Source organism: Massilia sp. CT11-137 (genome assembly GCF_047302885.1).
In the GTDB taxonomy this organism is placed as follows: domain Bacteria; phylum Pseudomonadota; class Gammaproteobacteria; order Burkholderiales; family Burkholderiaceae_D; genus Telluria; species Telluria orientalis.
The window spans coordinates 1,912,617-1,927,466 of record NZ_JBKYMP010000002.1 but is presented as its reverse complement, the minus strand read 5'-3'; the positions used below and the strand labels follow the sequence as shown (position 1 = coordinate 1,927,466).

Annotated in this window: 12 protein-coding genes, 2 tRNA genes and 3 pseudogenes; 6 read left to right on the top strand and 11 right to left on the bottom strand. The window is 65.5% G+C overall.

The features are described from left to right. Window positions 1–46: 46 nt before the first annotated feature. The 3 genes and pseudogenes from ACEN98_RS25325 to ACEN98_RS25315 form a co-directional block, all read right to left on the bottom strand. The gene (locus tag ACEN98_RS25325; RefSeq protein ID WP_413389087.1) at window positions 47–364 is read right to left on the bottom strand and encodes a response regulator transcription factor; all 318 of its coding nucleotides are present in this window, start codon (window positions 362–364) and stop codon (window positions 47–49) included. Then, window positions 298–618, bottom strand: a pseudogene (locus ACEN98_RS25320) (autoinducer binding domain-containing protein); the annotation flags it as partial. The pseudogene ACEN98_RS25320 and the gene ACEN98_RS25325, both read right to left, overlap by 67 nt. Further along, entirely contained in the window at window positions 512–982 is a 471-nt protein-coding gene (locus tag ACEN98_RS25315; protein ID WP_413389086.1) for a hypothetical protein, read from the bottom strand. The pseudogene ACEN98_RS25320 and the gene ACEN98_RS25315, both read right to left, overlap by 107 nt. A gap of 262 nt (window positions 983–1,244) precedes the next feature. On the opposite strand from ACEN98_RS25315, the gene ACEN98_RS25310 reads away from it, so the two are divergent. Beyond that, window positions 1,245–1,334 (top strand) — tRNA-Ser (locus tag ACEN98_RS25310). Between the two features lie 58 nt (window positions 1,335–1,392). Here ACEN98_RS25310 and ACEN98_RS25305 read toward each other — a convergent pair. The 4 genes from ACEN98_RS25305 to serS form a co-directional block, all read right to left on the bottom strand. Continuing rightward, window positions 1,393–2,388 (bottom strand): 2-hydroxyacid dehydrogenase, encoded by a 996-nt coding sequence (locus tag ACEN98_RS25305; RefSeq protein ID WP_413387624.1) that lies wholly within the window; start codon window positions 2,386–2,388, stop codon window positions 1,393–1,395. A 19-nt stretch (window positions 2,389–2,407) separates the two neighbouring features. Next, entirely contained in the window at window positions 2,408–3,748 is a 1,341-nt protein-coding gene (locus tag ACEN98_RS25300; RefSeq protein WP_413387623.1) for a glycoside hydrolase family 5 protein, read from the bottom strand. A gap of 327 nt (window positions 3,749–4,075) precedes the next feature. Next, a tRNA-Ser gene (locus ACEN98_RS25295) sits at window positions 4,076–4,165 on the bottom strand. A 74-nt stretch (window positions 4,166–4,239) separates the two neighbouring features. Continuing rightward, entirely contained in the window at window positions 4,240–5,535 is a 1,296-nt protein-coding gene (gene serS / locus ACEN98_RS25290) for a serine--tRNA ligase (protein WP_413344082.1), read from the bottom strand. 125 nt (window positions 5,536–5,660) lie between these two features. On the opposite strand from serS, the gene ACEN98_RS25285 reads away from it, so the two are divergent. Next, window positions 5,661–6,194 (top strand): DUF421 domain-containing protein, encoded by a 534-nt coding sequence (locus ACEN98_RS25285; RefSeq protein WP_413387622.1) that lies wholly within the window; start codon window positions 5,661–5,663, stop codon window positions 6,192–6,194. Here the strand turns inward: ACEN98_RS25285 and ACEN98_RS25280 are convergent, their stop codons facing one another. The 4 genes and pseudogenes from ACEN98_RS25280 to ACEN98_RS25265 all read right to left on the bottom strand — a co-directional run. After that, window positions 6,195–7,502: a replication-associated recombination protein A gene (locus ACEN98_RS25280; protein ID WP_413387621.1), complete on the bottom strand. Its 1,308-nt coding sequence runs from the start codon at window positions 7,500–7,502 to the stop codon at window positions 6,195–6,197. Between the two features lie 76 nt (window positions 7,503–7,578). Further along, a complete protein-coding gene (gene lolA / locus ACEN98_RS25275) occupies window positions 7,579–8,169 on the bottom strand; it encodes an outer membrane lipoprotein chaperone LolA (protein WP_413389085.1) in 591 nt (196 codons plus the stop codon). A 102-nt stretch (window positions 8,170–8,271) separates the two neighbouring features. After that, window positions 8,272–9,819 (bottom strand): annotated as a pseudogene (locus ACEN98_RS25270) (DNA translocase FtsK); the annotation flags it as partial. A gap of 465 nt (window positions 9,820–10,284) precedes the next feature. Then, window positions 10,285–10,905 (bottom strand): annotated as a pseudogene (locus ACEN98_RS25265) (DNA translocase FtsK 4TM domain-containing protein); the annotation flags it as partial. Window positions 10,906–11,094: 189 nt separating this feature from the next. Between ACEN98_RS25265 and trxB the strand changes: the two are divergent. The 4 genes from trxB (at window position 11,095) to ACEN98_RS25245 (ending at window position 14,834) form a co-directional block, all read left to right on the top strand. Continuing rightward, entirely contained in the window at window positions 11,095–12,048 is a 954-nt protein-coding gene (trxB, locus tag ACEN98_RS25260) for a thioredoxin-disulfide reductase (protein ID WP_413345516.1), read from the top strand. Window positions 12,049–12,097: 49 nt separating this feature from the next. Next, window positions 12,098–12,763 carry a Smr/MutS family protein gene (locus ACEN98_RS25255; RefSeq protein ID WP_413387620.1) on the top strand — a complete coding sequence of 222 codons (666 nt, stop codon included), beginning with the start codon at window positions 12,098–12,100 and terminating at the stop codon, window positions 12,761–12,763. A 155-nt stretch (window positions 12,764–12,918) separates the two neighbouring features. Then, window positions 12,919–13,431 (top strand): hypothetical protein, encoded by a 513-nt coding sequence (locus ACEN98_RS25250; protein WP_413387619.1) that lies wholly within the window; start codon window positions 12,919–12,921, stop codon window positions 13,429–13,431. Then, window positions 13,392–14,834, top strand: coding sequence for an ATP-binding protein (locus ACEN98_RS25245; protein WP_413387618.1), 1,443 nt, complete (start codon window positions 13,392–13,394; stop codon window positions 14,832–14,834). Before ACEN98_RS25250 ends, ACEN98_RS25245 begins: the two co-directional genes overlap by 40 nt. Window positions 14,835–14,850 lie beyond the last annotated feature (16 nt).

The following is a 14,850-nucleotide window of genomic DNA, read 5'->3' as shown; positions in this document are numbered from 1 at the left end:
AGGCAGAACTTGGGTCCCCGCCTCCGCGGGGACGACGGATCAAAAGTTAGGTGCTCACAAGGCCGTTCTTCATCGCCATCGCCGCCGCATGCCCGCGCGTCGAGACGTTCAGCTTGGCCATGAAGTTGCGCACATGGACCTTGACCGTCCACGGACTGATGCCGAGGATGGCGCCGATCGCCGCGTTGGTCTTGCCGACGCAGACCAGCTGCAGGACTTCGCGCGCGCGGCCTCGTCGAAATCGACGTCCCGCGCGCGGACCTTGAGGCGGTAGTGCGTGCGCAGCGCCGCGTGCAGGTGCGGCACGATGAGCTGCGGCAGCCGAATCTTTTCTTCCCCGCCGTCCGGCACGCCCGCGAAGCAAAAGTAACGGGTCGCGCCGCCGTGCAGGTCCTTGACGCCGTGGGCCATCATGTTGCGCATGCCATGCCGGCGGAACAACGCGAGCCACGCGGCATCCTCCGGCTCGACGAATGCGGCGCGCGCGGCCTCGTCGAAATCGACGGGCGCGTCATCCATCAGCCAGCGGCGGATCACGGGACTCGCGATGCGGCCGCGGCCGTCGACGATGCCGTCGACGAACCCACTCGGAAAGCCGGCATCGACGACGTCCAGCACGGCCACCGGAGCGACCGAATTCGGGCGTGAGCAGGGCATGAGCCAGGTTGTCCCACTGGTCCGCCGCGCGGGGCGCATCGAAGAACGCCGCGTCGAACGTGACCGTGTGGCTCGATCGCACGACGACCCGCGATACCGGCGCGCCGCCGGACAGGCGCATCATGTGGGCATGCGCCAGGCGTTCGAGGACGTGCAGCCGCGCGCGCATGAATTCGGCAAACACGACCGCATCGAGTGCGATCCAGCGCTCGCGCACGTGCGGGTACGTCGCGAAGAACCGGTCGAGCTGGGCGCGTTCCAGCGGCTTGCCGCGCTTCCGGCTCAACAAGCCTTCGGTTCCCCCGTCCAGCATCCGCCGCTTCAGCCGCTTGACTTGCCGGACGCTGATGCCCAGCCTTCCCGCCGCGCTCGCCTAATCCAGCTTCCCCTCCAGTACTTGGCCATCACCTGGCTGCGCAACACATCCTTGGCCGTCATCATTATCACTATCCCATCCTCCCCTACGACGAATGCTAGGGGACATTACTACTTTGCGCTAACAAGACACACAGGCGACGCTTGCGATTCTCTTACCCACCGTCTATAATTCGGCCTCACGCGAAACGACCGCATGATAAAAGTTACCAGGAGAGGTGGCAGAGTGGTCGAATGTACCTGACTCGAAATCAGGCGTACGGGTGACCGTACCGTGGGTTCGAATCCCACCCTCTCCGCCAGGATTCAAAGAAAAGGCTCCCATCGGGAGCCTTTTTCTTTTGGCGGAAGAGCAGGCGCTCAGCCGAGCGGGACGCGGTTCACCAACTCCCTCCCCTGCTCGAACGCCGTCAAACTCTCGATGGTCGTCCGCATGATCTGTCCGATGGCTTCCACCGTGAAAAACGCCTGGTGCCCGGTGACGATCACATTCGGAAACGACACCAGCCGCTGGATGACGTCGTCCGTGATGATCGTCGACGACAGATCCTGGAAGAACAGGCTCGCTTCCTGCTCGTACACGTCGATCGCGAGACCGCCCAGATGCCCCGTCTTCAGCGCGGCAATCGCGGCCTCCGTGTCGACCAGCCCGCCGCGGCTCGTGTTCACGAGGATGCTGCCCCGCTTCGCCCGCGCCAGCGATGCCGCGTTCACGATGTGGCGTGTCTCTTCCGTCAGCGGGCAGTGCAGCGAGACGACGTCGCTGCAGTCGAGCAGTTCGTCGATGCTCGCGTAGCGCCCGCCCAGCGCCTCGAAGGCGGGCGACGGGTAGCGGTCGTGGCCGACCACCGTGCACCCGAAGCCGGTCATGATGCGGGCGAAGATCGTGCCGATCTTGCCCGTGCCGATCACGCCCACGATCTTGCCGTGCAGGTCGAAGCCCATCAGGCCGTGCAGGTCGAAGTTGCCGTCGCGCGTGCGGGCGCTCGCGCGGGCGATCTTGCGGTTGACGGCCAGCAGCAGGCCCACCGCGAATTCCGCCACCGAGTGCGGCGAATAGTCCGTCACACGCACGACGGCGATGCCGAGCCGTTCCGCCGCGGCGACGTCGATGTGGTTGTAGCCGGTGGAGCGCGTCGCCACCAGCCGCGTGCCCTGCCGGGCGAGCAGCGCGAGGACCTCTGCGTCGACCGCGTCGTTGACGAAGACGCAGACGGCCGCGCAGCCTGTCGCGAGTGCGGCCGTCGACGGCGTCAGGCGGTCTTCCAGGAAGCGCAGGTCGTGGCCGGCTTCCCGGTTGGCGTCCGACAGCATCGATTTGTCGTACGGACGGGCACTGAAGATGGCGGTTTTCATGACCGCCAGTCTAGCGCAATCAGGGAGCGAGGCCCGCCATCAACGCATCCAGTGTCGCCTGGCCGCGCACCTGGTACGTGCGGCGGTCGAAGATGCTGCCCGACTGGTCGTCCGGTGCCCCGACGTCCCAGAAGAACGGCAGCACGCCGTTGGCGCGGGCCTTCTTGACGACGTAGGTGTGGTAGTAGTTGCGCGACTTGAGGTGCAGCGCCAGCGAGTCGCCCGTCAGGTTCGTGCGACGCTGGGCAGCGAATTCGCCGAGCAGGACCGGAATGCCCTTGTCGACGAACGCCGTCTTCAGGCTCGCGAACTGGGCATCGACGTAGTCTTCCTCGCCCCACGTCGGATTGCGGTCGGTATCCGTCGTCGAGTGGTTGCCCGCGCCCCAGTAATAGGCCTGCTTGCCCCAGGATTCATCCTTGTTCATCAGCGCGAAATTGAACGGCGCGTAGAAGTGGATCTCGGCCATCATCCGGCCGGCGACCTTGTCGGCCGGCAGCGTCGGCATGTATTTCACCAGCAGGTCGATGTTGGTCTCCGGGGCCTGCACGACCAGCACGCGGTAGGCGTTGCGGCCGCCGGTGGAGCGCACGGCGTCGACGAAGGTCTGGTGATAGCTCTGCAGGACGGCGACTGCCGTTTTCAGCGTCGGCACGTCGGTATTCTGCTCGTTGCCCGTCGCCGGTTCGTTGGCGCTGGCGAACATCACGTGGTCGTCGAAATCGCGCAGCGTGGTCGCGATCTGTTCCCAGTATGCCTTCTGCTTGGCATTCACGGCATCCTTCTTGTCGGGTGTGATGTTCTTTTCCAGCCAGCCGCCGTCCCAGTGGATGTTGACCAGAACGTACATATCGTTGTCGACACAATACTGAACAACCTGTTTCACTCGGGCGAGCCAGGTGGCGCTGATCTGGCCCGTCTTCTGGTCCGCGTACTGGTCCCACGCCACGGGCAGGCGGATCGCGTTGAAGCCGGCTTTCTTGACGGTCTGGATGAGTTCGTTCGTGATCAGCGGATTGCCCCAGGCCGTTTCGCCGCCGATGGCTTCCATCGTATTGCCGATGTTGAAACCGATACGGATCGATGCCGCGATCTGCTGGGCGTCGTGCGACATGCCCGACCTGTCGGCCGGGATGGGATTCGTGTTGTAGCTCGGGTAGGTGCCTGCGGTCGGTGCGGGCGTGGGTGTCGGCGTGGGCGTCGGCGTCGGCGTCGGCGTCGGCGTTGGCGCCGGTGCAGGCGCCGGTGTGGGCGTCACGGCAACCGGTGCGGTCGCCGGCGATGCGGAACCGCCGCCGCCGCCGCAACCGACGAGCAATGCCGCGAGCAATGCGGCGGACAGCGTGGACAAGGCTTTCATGGATCTCCCCCAGGTATTTCTAATAAACCTGCAGGGTAGAAAAATCTTATGCCTTGAGGATAGCTATTGGCGGGAAAATGCTAACAATATGCAGATTGTTGAAGGATTTTTGGAGGCTGTGTTAGCGGCGCGGGCTTTGTGGGCTTTGCCCGCTTTGCAGCGCGCGCCCTCGGCGCGCGGGGCCGTCCGCAAGGCGGACGGCAGATGGGCGATTCGGAGAGGGCTGGCCTTGCAAGGCCAGCCCTTCGAATCCCACCGCGCAGGGCGCGCAGGCGCCCTGCTCTCTCCGCCAAAACAAAAAAGGCCCCGGTGGGGCCTTGTTTGTTCTGGCGGAGAGGGTGGGATTCGAACCCACGGTACGGTCACCCGTACGCCTGATTTCGAGTCAGGTACATTCGACCACTCTGCCACCTCTCCTGGTAACCGGTCGCTTGTATTCGCGTGAGGCCGCATTATAGACGGCCTCACGCGAAAACGGAAGGGCTATTTGATCACGCCGCCGGTGCCAGTCGCTCCAGCCCGCCCATGTACGGGCGCAGCACCTCCGGAATCACGACGCTGCCATCCGCCTGCTGGTAATTCTCCAGCACGGCGACGAGCGTGCGGCCCACGGCCAGGCCCGAACCGTTCAGCGTGTGCAGCAGTTCCGGCTTGCCCTTGGCGTTGCGGAAGCGGGCCTGCATGCGGCGGGCCTGGAAATCTTCGCAGTTCGACAGCGACGAGATCTCGCGGTACGTGTTCTGCGCCGGCAGCCACACTTCCAGGTCATAGGTCTTCGCGGCCGAAAAGCCCATGTCGCCCGTGCACAGTTGCATCACGCGGTACGGCAGCCCCAGGTTCTTCAGGATCGTCTCGGCCTGGCCCACCATCTCTTCCAGCGCGTCGTACGACTGTTCCGGATGCGCGATCTGCACGAGCTCGACCTTGTCGAACTGGTGCTGGCGGATCATGCCGCGGGTGTCACGGCCGTAGCTGCCCGCTTCCGAGCGGAAGCACGGGGTGTGCGCCGTCATCTTGATCGGCAGGGTGTCAAGCGCGACGATCTCGTCGCGCACCATGTTGGTCAGCGACACTTCCGACGTCGGGATCAGGTAGAAATTCTCGCCCTCGCCTTCCGCGCCGCCCTTTTTCACCGCGAACAGGTCTTCCTCGAACTTCGGCAGCTGGCCCGTGCCGCGCAGCGAATCGGCGTTGACCATGTACGGGGTGTAGCACTCGGTGTAGCCGTGCTGGCCCGTGTGCGTGTCCAGCATGTATTGCGCCAGCGCGCGGTGCAGGCGGGCGATGCCGCCTTTCATCACGGCGAAGCGCGAGCCCGTCAGCTTGGTCGCGGTGTCGAAATCGAGGCCCAGCGGGCTGCCGACGTCGACGTGGTCCTTCACTTCGAAATCGAAGGCGCGCGGCGTGCCCACCTTGCGGACTTCCACGTTGCCCGACTCGTCCTGGCCCACCGGCGTCGACGGGTGCGGCAGGTTCGGGATCGCGGCCATGAAGTGCGCCAGCTGGTCCTGCACCTGGGCGAGCGCGGTTTCGTTGGCCTTCAGCTCGTCGCCGATGCCGGCCACTTCCGCCATCACGGCGCTCGTGTCCTCGCCCTTGCCTTTCAGCATGCCGATCTGCTTGGACAGCGAGTTGCGCTTGCCCTGCAATTCCTCGGTGCGCGTCTGGATCGCCTTGCGCTCGGCTTCGAGGGCGCTGAAGCCGGCGACGTCGAGCTGGTACTTGCGGCTCGCGAGGCGTGCGGCGACGTTGTCGATGTCTTTGCGGAGGAGTTGAATGTCTATCATTGTCGGGATTGTCGCAGGGTGGGATATCGAAACCGCAATTGTACCAAGTCGTAGGCGGCGCATGTCCTCATCCGCGCGCCGATCTTTTGGGCATGCACGACAGTCCAATGGCCAGGAGGCCGTCCATGGATGTCGACTGGGAATCGCTGTTTACGTTCAGCTTGCCGCCGCTGGAACTGTTCGTGCGCGGCACGCTGACCTATCTTTTCCTGTTCTGCCTGTTCCGCTTCGTCGTGCGGCGCGACGCCGGGGCGCTGGGCCTGTCCGACCTGCTCGTGCTGGTGATCATCGCCGACGCCGCCCAGAACGCCATGGCCGGCGACTACCTCTCCATCGTCGACGGTTTCCTGCTGATCGGCACCATCATCGGCTGGAGCTACGGCCTGAACTGGCTGAGTTACCGCTTTCCCCGCTTCCGCCGCTTCGCGCTGGCGCCGCCGATCTGCATCATCAAGGATGGCGTCAAGCAGGACGCCGCGCTGCGCCGCGAGCTGATCAGCGACGAGGAATTGCGGGCGATGCTGCACGAGCACGAAGTCGAGGACGTCGCCCAGGTCCGCCGCGCCTGGCTGGAGCCGGACGGCCAGTTGACGGTGCTGCGCCGCCGCGGCGCGCGCGACGAAGGCGGCACGGACAGCCAGCCGCGCCGCGGGTTGTAGTCAGTCAGTGCGGGCGTCGTCGTCCAGGCTGCGCAGCCACGCCAGCTTTTCCGCGATCTTCGCCTCGATCCCGCGCGGCACCGGCTGGTACCAGCCCGGCTCCGGCATGCCGTCCGGCAAATAAGTTTCGCCGGCCGCGTACGCATGCGGCTCGTCGTGCGCGTAGCGGTATTCGTGGCCATAGCCCAGTTCCTTCATGAGCTTGGTCGGCGCGTTGCGCAGGTGGACGGGCACTTCGCGCGATTTGTCCTTGCGCACGAACGCCATCGCGGCATTGAACGCGTTGTAGCCGGCATTGCTCTTGGCGGCGATGGCGAGGTAGATGACGGCCTGGCCCAGCGCCAGTTCGCCCTCCGGCGACCCGAGGCGCTCGTAGGTCTCGACCGCATCGTTCGCGAGCTGGATGGCGCGCGGGTCGGCGATGCCGATATCTTCCCACGCCATGCGGACGATGCGCCGTCCCAGGTATTTCGGATCGGCGCCGCCGTCCAGCATGCGGCACAGCCAGTACAGCGCGGCGTCCGGATGCGAGCCGCGCACGGATTTATGCAGCGCGGAGATCTGGTCGTAGAAATTGTCGCCGCCCTTGTCGAAGCGGCGCGCGTTCAGGGTCAGCGCGTTTTCCACGAATTCGCGCGTGATGTGAATCGTCTGCGCGGTCTCCGCCGATGTCTTCGTCTGCTCCAGCAGGTTCAGGAAGCGGCGGGCGTCGCCGTCCGCGTAGCCGATCAGCGTTTGCACGGCGACGTCGTCGAACTGCAGGTGCGCCAGGCCGCCCTGCTGGCGCGCGCGTTCCAGCAACTGGCGCATCTCGTCGTCGTTCAGCGCCTTCAGCACGTACACCTGCGAGCGCGACAGCAGTGCCGAGTTGACTTCGAACGACGGGTTTTCCGTCGTCGCGCCGATCAGCGTGACGAGGCCCGACTCCACGAACGGCAGCAGCGCGTCCTGCTGCGACTTGTTGAAGCGGTGGATCTCGTCGATGAACAGGATCGTGTGGTGGCCGGACGCCAGGTAGTGCTCGGCCTGCTCGATGGCGGCGCGGATGTCCTTCACGCCCGACAGCACCGCGGACAGCGCGATGAATTCGCAGTCGAACGCGTTCGCCGTGAGGCGCGCCAGCGTGGTCTTGCCGACGCCCGGCGGGCCCCACAGGATCATCGAATGCGGCCGGCCCGACTTGAACACGAGGTTCAGCGGCTTGCCCTCGCCCAGCAAATGGCTCTGGCCGATCACCTCGGCGATCGTCTTCGGGCGCAGGCTTTCCGCCAGCGGGGCGGCGGGTTCGGTCTTGAAAAGGTCATCCATGGGCTGCGTTGTTATAGTTCATCCTGCCTATGTATGGCCGGCGCGTTGAAAGCGCAAGTGGCTTACTGCACGGGGTCTACTGATTGACGACCTCCGCGCCTTTCGGCACGTCGAACTTGAACGTCTGCGCGCCGAGCGCCGGGTTGCGCTGGACGTTCGTGAATTTCAGCAGCACGGTCTGGCCGAAGTTGTCCTTCAACTCCATCGCCTGCGGGAAGCCGTCCTTGAGGCCGATGCCGATCTGTTCGAACGTCGTGTCCTTCGATTTCGGCGTCGCGTTCAGCCATTCCAGGCCGTCGTGCGTGCCCGCTTCGGCCAAGGTGAAATTCTTGTCCAGGTCATTGCTGCCGAACAGGATCGCGGCCGGCGAGCTGCCCAGCGCGCCGCCCAGCTTGCGCGTCGTGACCTGGTTCAGGTCCTTGTCGTACAGGTACAGCGTCTCGCCGTCGGCCTGCAGCAGTTGCTCGTACGGCTTCCGGTACGTCCAGATGAATTTGCCGGGGCGCGCGAACACGAAGGTGCCGCTGGACGTCTTGCCGGTCTTGGTCTTCATGACCTGCGTCTGGGTGAATTCGCCGCGTGCGGATTTCGTACCCGACACGAAGGTCTTGAATTGGTCCAGCGCCGTGGCGTGGGCCACGCCGGCGATCAGCAGGGTTGCCGCCATCAGAGTAGTCTTCAGCTTGATGTTCACTTATCGGTTTCCTTTTTTTATACGCTGGCGACGCGGCCGTTCACACGCTGGCTGAATGCGGACGTTTGCGTGACGTCACTCGGCGTTCGTTGCCGGCACCAGGATGTCCCGGTTGCCGTTCGACTGCATCGGCGACACGATGCCGCTTTGCTCCATCTGCTCGAGCAGGCGTGCGGCGCGGTTGTAACCGATGCGCAGGTGGCGCTGCACCAGCGAGATCGACGCCCGGCGGTTCTTCAGCACCACGGCCACGGCCTGGTCGTACATCGCGTCGGACTCGCCGCCGCCCTCGCCCGCCGGCGCGCCGTCGGCACCGCCGCCGCTGCCATCCTCAGCCACGCCGCCTTCGAGGATGCCCTCAATGTAATTCGGTTCGCCCGTGGACTGGAGATGTTTTACAACTCGATGCACTTCGTCGTCCGACACGAACGCGCCGTGCACGCGGATCGGCAGGCCCGTGCCCGGCGGCATGTACAGCATGTCGCCCATGCCCAGCAGCGTTTCCGCGCCCATCTGGTCGAGAATCGTGCGCGAGTCGATCTTGGACGACACCTGGAACGCGATACGCGTCGGGATGTTCGCCTTGATCAGGCCCGTGATGACGTCCACGGACGGACGCTGCGTCGCGAGGATCAGGTGGATGCCGGCCGCGCGCGCCTTCTGGGCGATACGGGCAATCAGCTCCTCGACCTTCTTGCCGACCACCATCATCAAGTCGGCCAGCTCGTCGATGATGATGACGATCGTCGGCAGTTTATCGAGCGGTTCCGGCGCGTCCGGCGTCAGCGAGAACGGATTCGGGATGTGTTCCTCGCGCTTGGCCGCGTCAAGGATCTTGCCGTTGTAGCCGGCCAGGTTGCGCACGCCCAGCTTCGACATCAGTTTATAGCGCCGCTCCATCTCGTTCACGGCCCAGTTCAGGGCGTGGCCGGCCTGGCGCATGTCCGTGACGACCGGCGCCAGCAGGTGCGGAATACCCTCGTACACCGACATCTCCAGCATCTTCGGGTCGATCAGGATCAGGCGCACGTCGGCCGGATCGGCTTTATAGAGCAGCGACAGGATCGTCGCGTTGATGCCGACGGATTTACCGGAACCGGTCGTACCCGCCACCAGCAGGTGCGGCATCTTCGCGAGGTCGGCGACGACCGGCTTGCCGGCGATATCCTTGCCCAGCGCGACCGTGAGGCTCGACGCGCTGTCGCCATAGACTTTCGAGCCGAGGATTTCCGTCAGGCGCACGATCTGGCGCTTCGGATTCGGCAGCTCGAGCGCCATGTAGTTCTTGCCGGGGATCGTCTCGACGACGCGGATCGACGTCAGCGACAGCGAACGCGCCAGGTCGCGCGCCAGGTTGACGATCTGGCTGCCCTTCACGCCCGTCGCCGGCTCGATTTCGTAGCGGGTGACGACCGGGCCCGGATACGCGGCCACGACCTTCGCCTCGACGCCAAAGTCGGACAGCTTCTTCTCGATCAGGCGGCTCGTGAATTCCAGCGTGTCGACGGCGACGGATTCCTGGACGGGCGGCGCCTCGTCCAGCAGCGCCAGCGGCGGCAGCGTGCTGTCGCCGTGGACCTCGAACAGGTGCGACTGGCGCTCCTTTTCGGCGCGTTCCGAGCGCGGCACGCTCGTCATCGCCGGTTCGATCTTGATCGGCGACGGGTTGGGCGCGGATGCCGGCGGCAGCGGCGCCTTTACGGGCGCGGGTGCGCGCGGCGCCTCGTCCGGCTCGTCGAACGACGGTTCCATGGCCACCTGTGCTGGCGCCTCCGCATCGTCGATCTGCGGCTCGGCGCGGGCGCGTGCCAGCTTCGCTTCGCCGCGCGCCTTCACCTTCGCCTTCATCTTCGCGAGGAAGCCCGGCGCCGGCGGCGCGGCGTCCTGTGCCTCGTCGAAGTCGTCGTCGCGCGGCGTTTCGATGCGGACCGGCGAACCGGCGTGTTTTTCCACGTACTTGGCGCGCTCGTGCACGACGACTTCATCGCGCTTGTTCGCGGCCACTTCGCCGTAGCGGCGGTCTTCGCGGTCTTCGTAGCGCAGGCGGAACCAGTCCCAGGTCGTCTCGACGGATTCGCCGATGCGCTCGGCCACCGCGAGCCACGACACCTGGAAATACCAGGAAAAACCGAGGCCGAAGAGCAGCAGCAGGAGCAAGGTCGCGCCCGTGAAACCGAATGCGGTGTGGGCGGAATGGCCGATCAGCTGGCCCAGCACCCCGCCGGCCGCGCGCGGCAGCTCGACTTTCAGCGACCACATGCGCAGGTATTCCAATCCCACACTGCCGGCGAACATCAGCACGAAGCCGATCCAGCGGATCAGGGTCTCGCCCTGGTGCTCGGGCTCCTGTTCCGCTTCCTGGACGATGAACCGGGTGTGCAGCCGCCGATAGCCCTTCCACACGGCGCGCGTAAAGCAGACGCACAGCCACCAGGCGGAAAAGCCGAAGATGAATAACAATAAGTCGGCCAGCCAGGCGCCGGCACGGCCGCCCAGGTTGGCGACGTGGGCGACGGCGTTCTCGTGCGACCAGCCCGGATCGGCCTTGTTATAGCTGAGCAAAATGAGGACGAAATACAACAGCGCGACGGCCGTGGCCAGCCACCGCGCCTCCGACAACAGGCGCACGAGCCGGTTCGGCAGCGGCTGGCGGGGCGGTCGCGGCTTGTGAGTATAGGTCGTGCTCGTCGATGGACTATTCTTGCTCATTGCGGTGTGAAACGGTACTGCCGGGTAACAATTCCCCAAAGATGACCATTCTAAGCGATATAGCGCCGCGATGGCCCCACGATTCATGCTTGTTTGCATCATCGACTATAATCGCGGGTTCGACGCCTCTTGATTCCCGCACTGCCCGGCCCCACTTTCCGGGCATCATCCAATAGAAGAAGTTCACACATGACCACTCGCAAACATGCCAAAGTCCTGATCCTCGGTTCCGGCCCCGCCGGTTACAGCGCTGCCGTGTACGCCGCGCGCGCCAATCTCAGTCCGATGCTGGTGACCGGTGTCGAGCAGGGTGGTCAACTGATGACGACGACCGACGTCGAGAACTGGCCGGGCGACCCGCTGGGCGTGCAAGGTCCGGAACTGATGCAGCGCCTGCTGCAGCACGCCGAGCGCTTCAATACCGAGATCGTGTTCGACCATATCCACACGACCTACCTGAACGAGAAGCCGATCCGGCTGGTAGGCGACTCGCACGAGTTCACGTGCGACGCGCTGATCATCGCGACCGGCGCCTCCGCGCAATACCTCGGCCTGCCCAGCGAACAGGAATTCATGGGCAAGGGCGTGTCCGCCTGCGCCACCTGCGACGGCTTCTTCTACCGCAACCAGGAAGTGGCGGTGATCGGCGGCGGCAACACCGCGGTCGAGGAAGCGCTGTACCTGTCGAACATCGCGACGAAGGTCACGCTGATCCACCGCCGCGACAAGTTCCGCGCCGAGCCGATCCTGGTCGACCGCCTCATGGCCAAGGTCGCAGAAGGCAAGATCGTGTTGGAACTGAACCAGACGCTGGACGAGGTCAAGGGCGACCAGAGCGGCGTGACCGGCCTGCAGCTGAAATCGACGGACGGCGGTTCGACCAAGGAGCTCAAGGTGCACGGCCTGTTCGTGGCGATCGGCCACAAGCCGAACACGGGCATCTTCGAAGGCCAGATCGACATGCACAACGGCTATATCAAGACCCGCGGCGGCAGCGAAGGCATGGCCACCGCGACCAACGTCCCGGGCGTGTTCGCGGCCGGCGACGTGCAGGACCACGTGTACCGCCAGGCGATCACGTCGTCGGGTTCGGGCTGCATGGCCGCGCTGGATGCCCAGCGTTACCTGGAAGCCCTGGAGTAACGCCGGGTTTCCGGGGCAACCCGGCGAATCTAGATGAGGTTTTATGGCGATGAAGGACTTCGCTGAACTGAAATCCCTGCGCGACAAGCTCAAGGAAGACGAAAGGCTGCGCGCCATCGAAAAGGCCGAGCGGGAAAAGCGCGAGCGCATCGCGCGCGAGCACGCCGTCGAATTCCGCACGGCCGTCACGGACGTCGTCAAGATGCCCGAGTCGGACCGCTACGTGTGGCGCCCGATGCACGAATTCGAAACGCGCGGCCAGCCCCTGCCCACGCGTCCCCGCACCCTGGAAGAAGAAACGGCCGCCGTGCTGCGCGAGTCGATGCTGTCCGACCAGTTCGACGTGGACGGCCTCCTCGACGAAGATCCGTCCCTCAGCTGGTCGGCGCCGGGCGTCGGCCCGGACGTGGTGAAAAAGCTGCGCAAGCGCCACTGGCCCGTCGAGGACGAGCTGGACCTGCACGGCCTCACACGCGACCTGGCGCGCCGCCACGTCGACGCCTATCTCCGCAAATCCACCCGGCGCGGCATCCGCTGCGTGCGCATCATCCACGGCGTGGGCTATGGTTCGGCCGGCGGCGAACCGGTCCTGCGCGGCATGGTCCACAGCTGGCTCGTGCAGACGGACGACGTGGTCGCGTTCTGCGTCGCGAACCGGGCCGACGGGGGCAATGGCGCATTGATCGTCCTCCTGCGCCCCGCACTGCTGGATTGAAGTACTCTTTCCCACTGTCAAGTCGTAGAATAAATCCGTTAAACCATGGCCATATTGGCATGTTTTATTGTCAGAAATACGCGCCGATTTGACGAAACGGGTAAGATGCATACGACGTAGTGCCGAGGTGGTGCTGCCAGCATAAGGATGAGCGAGTGAAGTCCAGTAGCCCGGTACCGATGGCAGCGCCGCAGCGGGTCGGCCTGCACAATTGTGCGGACGAGCCGATCCATATCCCCGGCTTCATCCAGCCGCATGGCGCCCTGCTCTTCCTGTCGGACGCCGGGCGCGTCGAAGGCTGGAGCACCAACATCGCCACCGTCATGGACCACGAACCCGCGCTGGGACAACCCTTCGGCACGCTCGGGCTGCCGGGGGCGGTGACTGAACTCATCCAGGAATGCCTGGCCACGATGGAGGACGGCGACGCGCCGGCCACGGTGGCGGCCCTGTCCATCGGCGGGCGCGAATACGACTGCGTCGTGCACGGGCACATGCGGCGCGTGCTCGTCGAATTCGAGACGCGCGAGGCCAGCATGGCGGAAGTGGCCCAGTTCGCGATCAAGGGCACTCGTCGATCGACCGCCTGCGCCGCCAGCGCAGCATCGACGGCCTGCTGGAGGCCACCGTGCGCCAGATCCGCGAATTCACGGGCTTCGACCGCGTGATGGCCTACCGCTTCCGCGGCGACGATTCGGGCGATGTGGTGGCCGAGGCACGCCGCGACGACCTCGTGCCCTACCTCGGCCAGCGCTACCCGGCCGGCGACATTCCGCCGCAGGCGCGCCGCCTGTACGTGCTGAACACCCTGCGCATGATCGCCGACGTCGGCTACCACGCCGTGCCGCTGCTCGGCGCGGAAGGCGGCGCGCCGCTCGACATGAGCTTCGCCGTGCTGCGCAGCGTGTCGCCGATCCACGTGGAGTATCTGCAGAACATGGGCGTGGGCGCGTCGATGAGCGTGTCGATCGTCATCCACGGCCGCCTGTGGGGCCTGATCGCGTGCCACCACATGGCGCCGAAGCGCGTGCCCTACTCCGTGCGGATGGCGGCCGACGTGCTCGCGCAGGTGATCGCCTCGACCGTGCAAGGCATCGAGGCGCGCGAGGACGCGGAACTGGTCGAGCACGCGGCCAAGGTGCGCACGAGCCTCGTCGAATCGCTGCTGCTGGAAGAAGACCCGCTCGAAGCCCTCGTCGAGCATGGCGACGGCCTGCTGGAATCCACGCATGCGCAGGCGCTCGTCGCCTGCCAGTACGGGCGCGTCGTGTGCCGCGGCGTCGACCAGGCGCTGGGCGAAGCCATCGTCGCGTCGCTGCCGGCCGAGCCGCACGACACCGTCACCCGGACGTCCGTGAAGGAGTGGCCGGACGCGATCCAGGCCCGGCTCGGCAAATGGGTCGGCATGCTGGGCCACGACCTGCGCGACCCGCTCAACTCGATCAACATGGCCGGCATGGTCCTCGAACGCACGGACGGCGGCGGCAACAAGGGCACGCTGGGCAAGCGCATCCAGTCGTCCAGCAACCGCATGCAGCGCATGATCGGCCAGGTGCTGGACATGAGCCGCATCGACCGCGGCCTCTCGCTCGGCATCGACCTCCAGCCCGTCGACCTGGCGGCCCTCGCCTGCGACATGGTCGAGGAAGCGCGTCTCGCCTATCCGACCATCATCTACGATTTGCACACCGCCGGGCCGGCGTTCGTGCTGGCGGATGGCGGCCGGCTCGGCCAGGTGATCTCGAACCTGCTGTCCAACGCCCGCCACCACGGCGAACCGAACCAGCCGATTACCATCCGCCTCGCGCCACGGGACGGTCCCGGTCTTGGCCTTGCCGTGCTGGAAATCGCGAACGCGGGCGCGCCGATCCCGGCGGAGACGGAGGCCGCCCTGTTCAACCCGTTCAAGCGCAGCTCGCTGAACAATCCCCGCAACCGCACGGGCATGGGGCTCGGCCTGTACATCGCCCAGCAGATCGTGCGCGAGCACGAGGGCGAGATCGACTACCGCCACGAGGGCGGCAAGGTGATCTTCGCCGTGCGCCTGCCGCTGGCACCGAACGCCAGCTGACGCGGCCCGGGCCCTC

Bases quoted from the DNA above. Each gene is read 5' to 3' on its own strand.
- ACEN98_RS25300 (WP_413387623.1), bottom strand. From the start codon at position 3,748: ATGAAAGCCTTGTCCACGCTGTCCGCCGCATTGCTCGCGGCATTGCTC.
- ACEN98_RS25255 (WP_413387620.1), top strand. From the start codon at position 12,098: ATGAAGGACTTCGCTGAACTGAAATCCCTGCGCGACAAGCTCAAGGAA.
- ACEN98_RS25285 (WP_413387622.1), top strand. From the start codon at position 5,661: ATGGATGTCGACTGGGAATCGCTGTTTACGTTCAGCTTGCCGCCGCTG.
- trxB (WP_413345516.1), top strand. From the start codon at position 11,095: ATGACCACTCGCAAACATGCCAAAGTCCTGATCCTCGGTTCCGGCCCC.
- lolA (WP_413389085.1), bottom strand. From the start codon at position 8,169: ATGGCGGCAACCCTGCTGATCGCCGGCGTGGCCCACGCCACGGCGCTG.
- serS (WP_413344082.1), bottom strand. From the start codon at position 5,535: ATGATAGACATTCAACTCCTCCGCAAAGACATCGACAACGTCGCCGCA.
- ACEN98_RS25305 (WP_413387624.1), bottom strand. From the start codon at position 2,388: ATGAAAACCGCCATCTTCAGTGCCCGTCCGTACGACAAATCGATGCTG.
- ACEN98_RS25280 (WP_413387621.1), bottom strand. From the start codon at position 7,502: ATGGATGACCTTTTCAAGACCGAACCCGCCGCCCCGCTGGCGGAAAGC.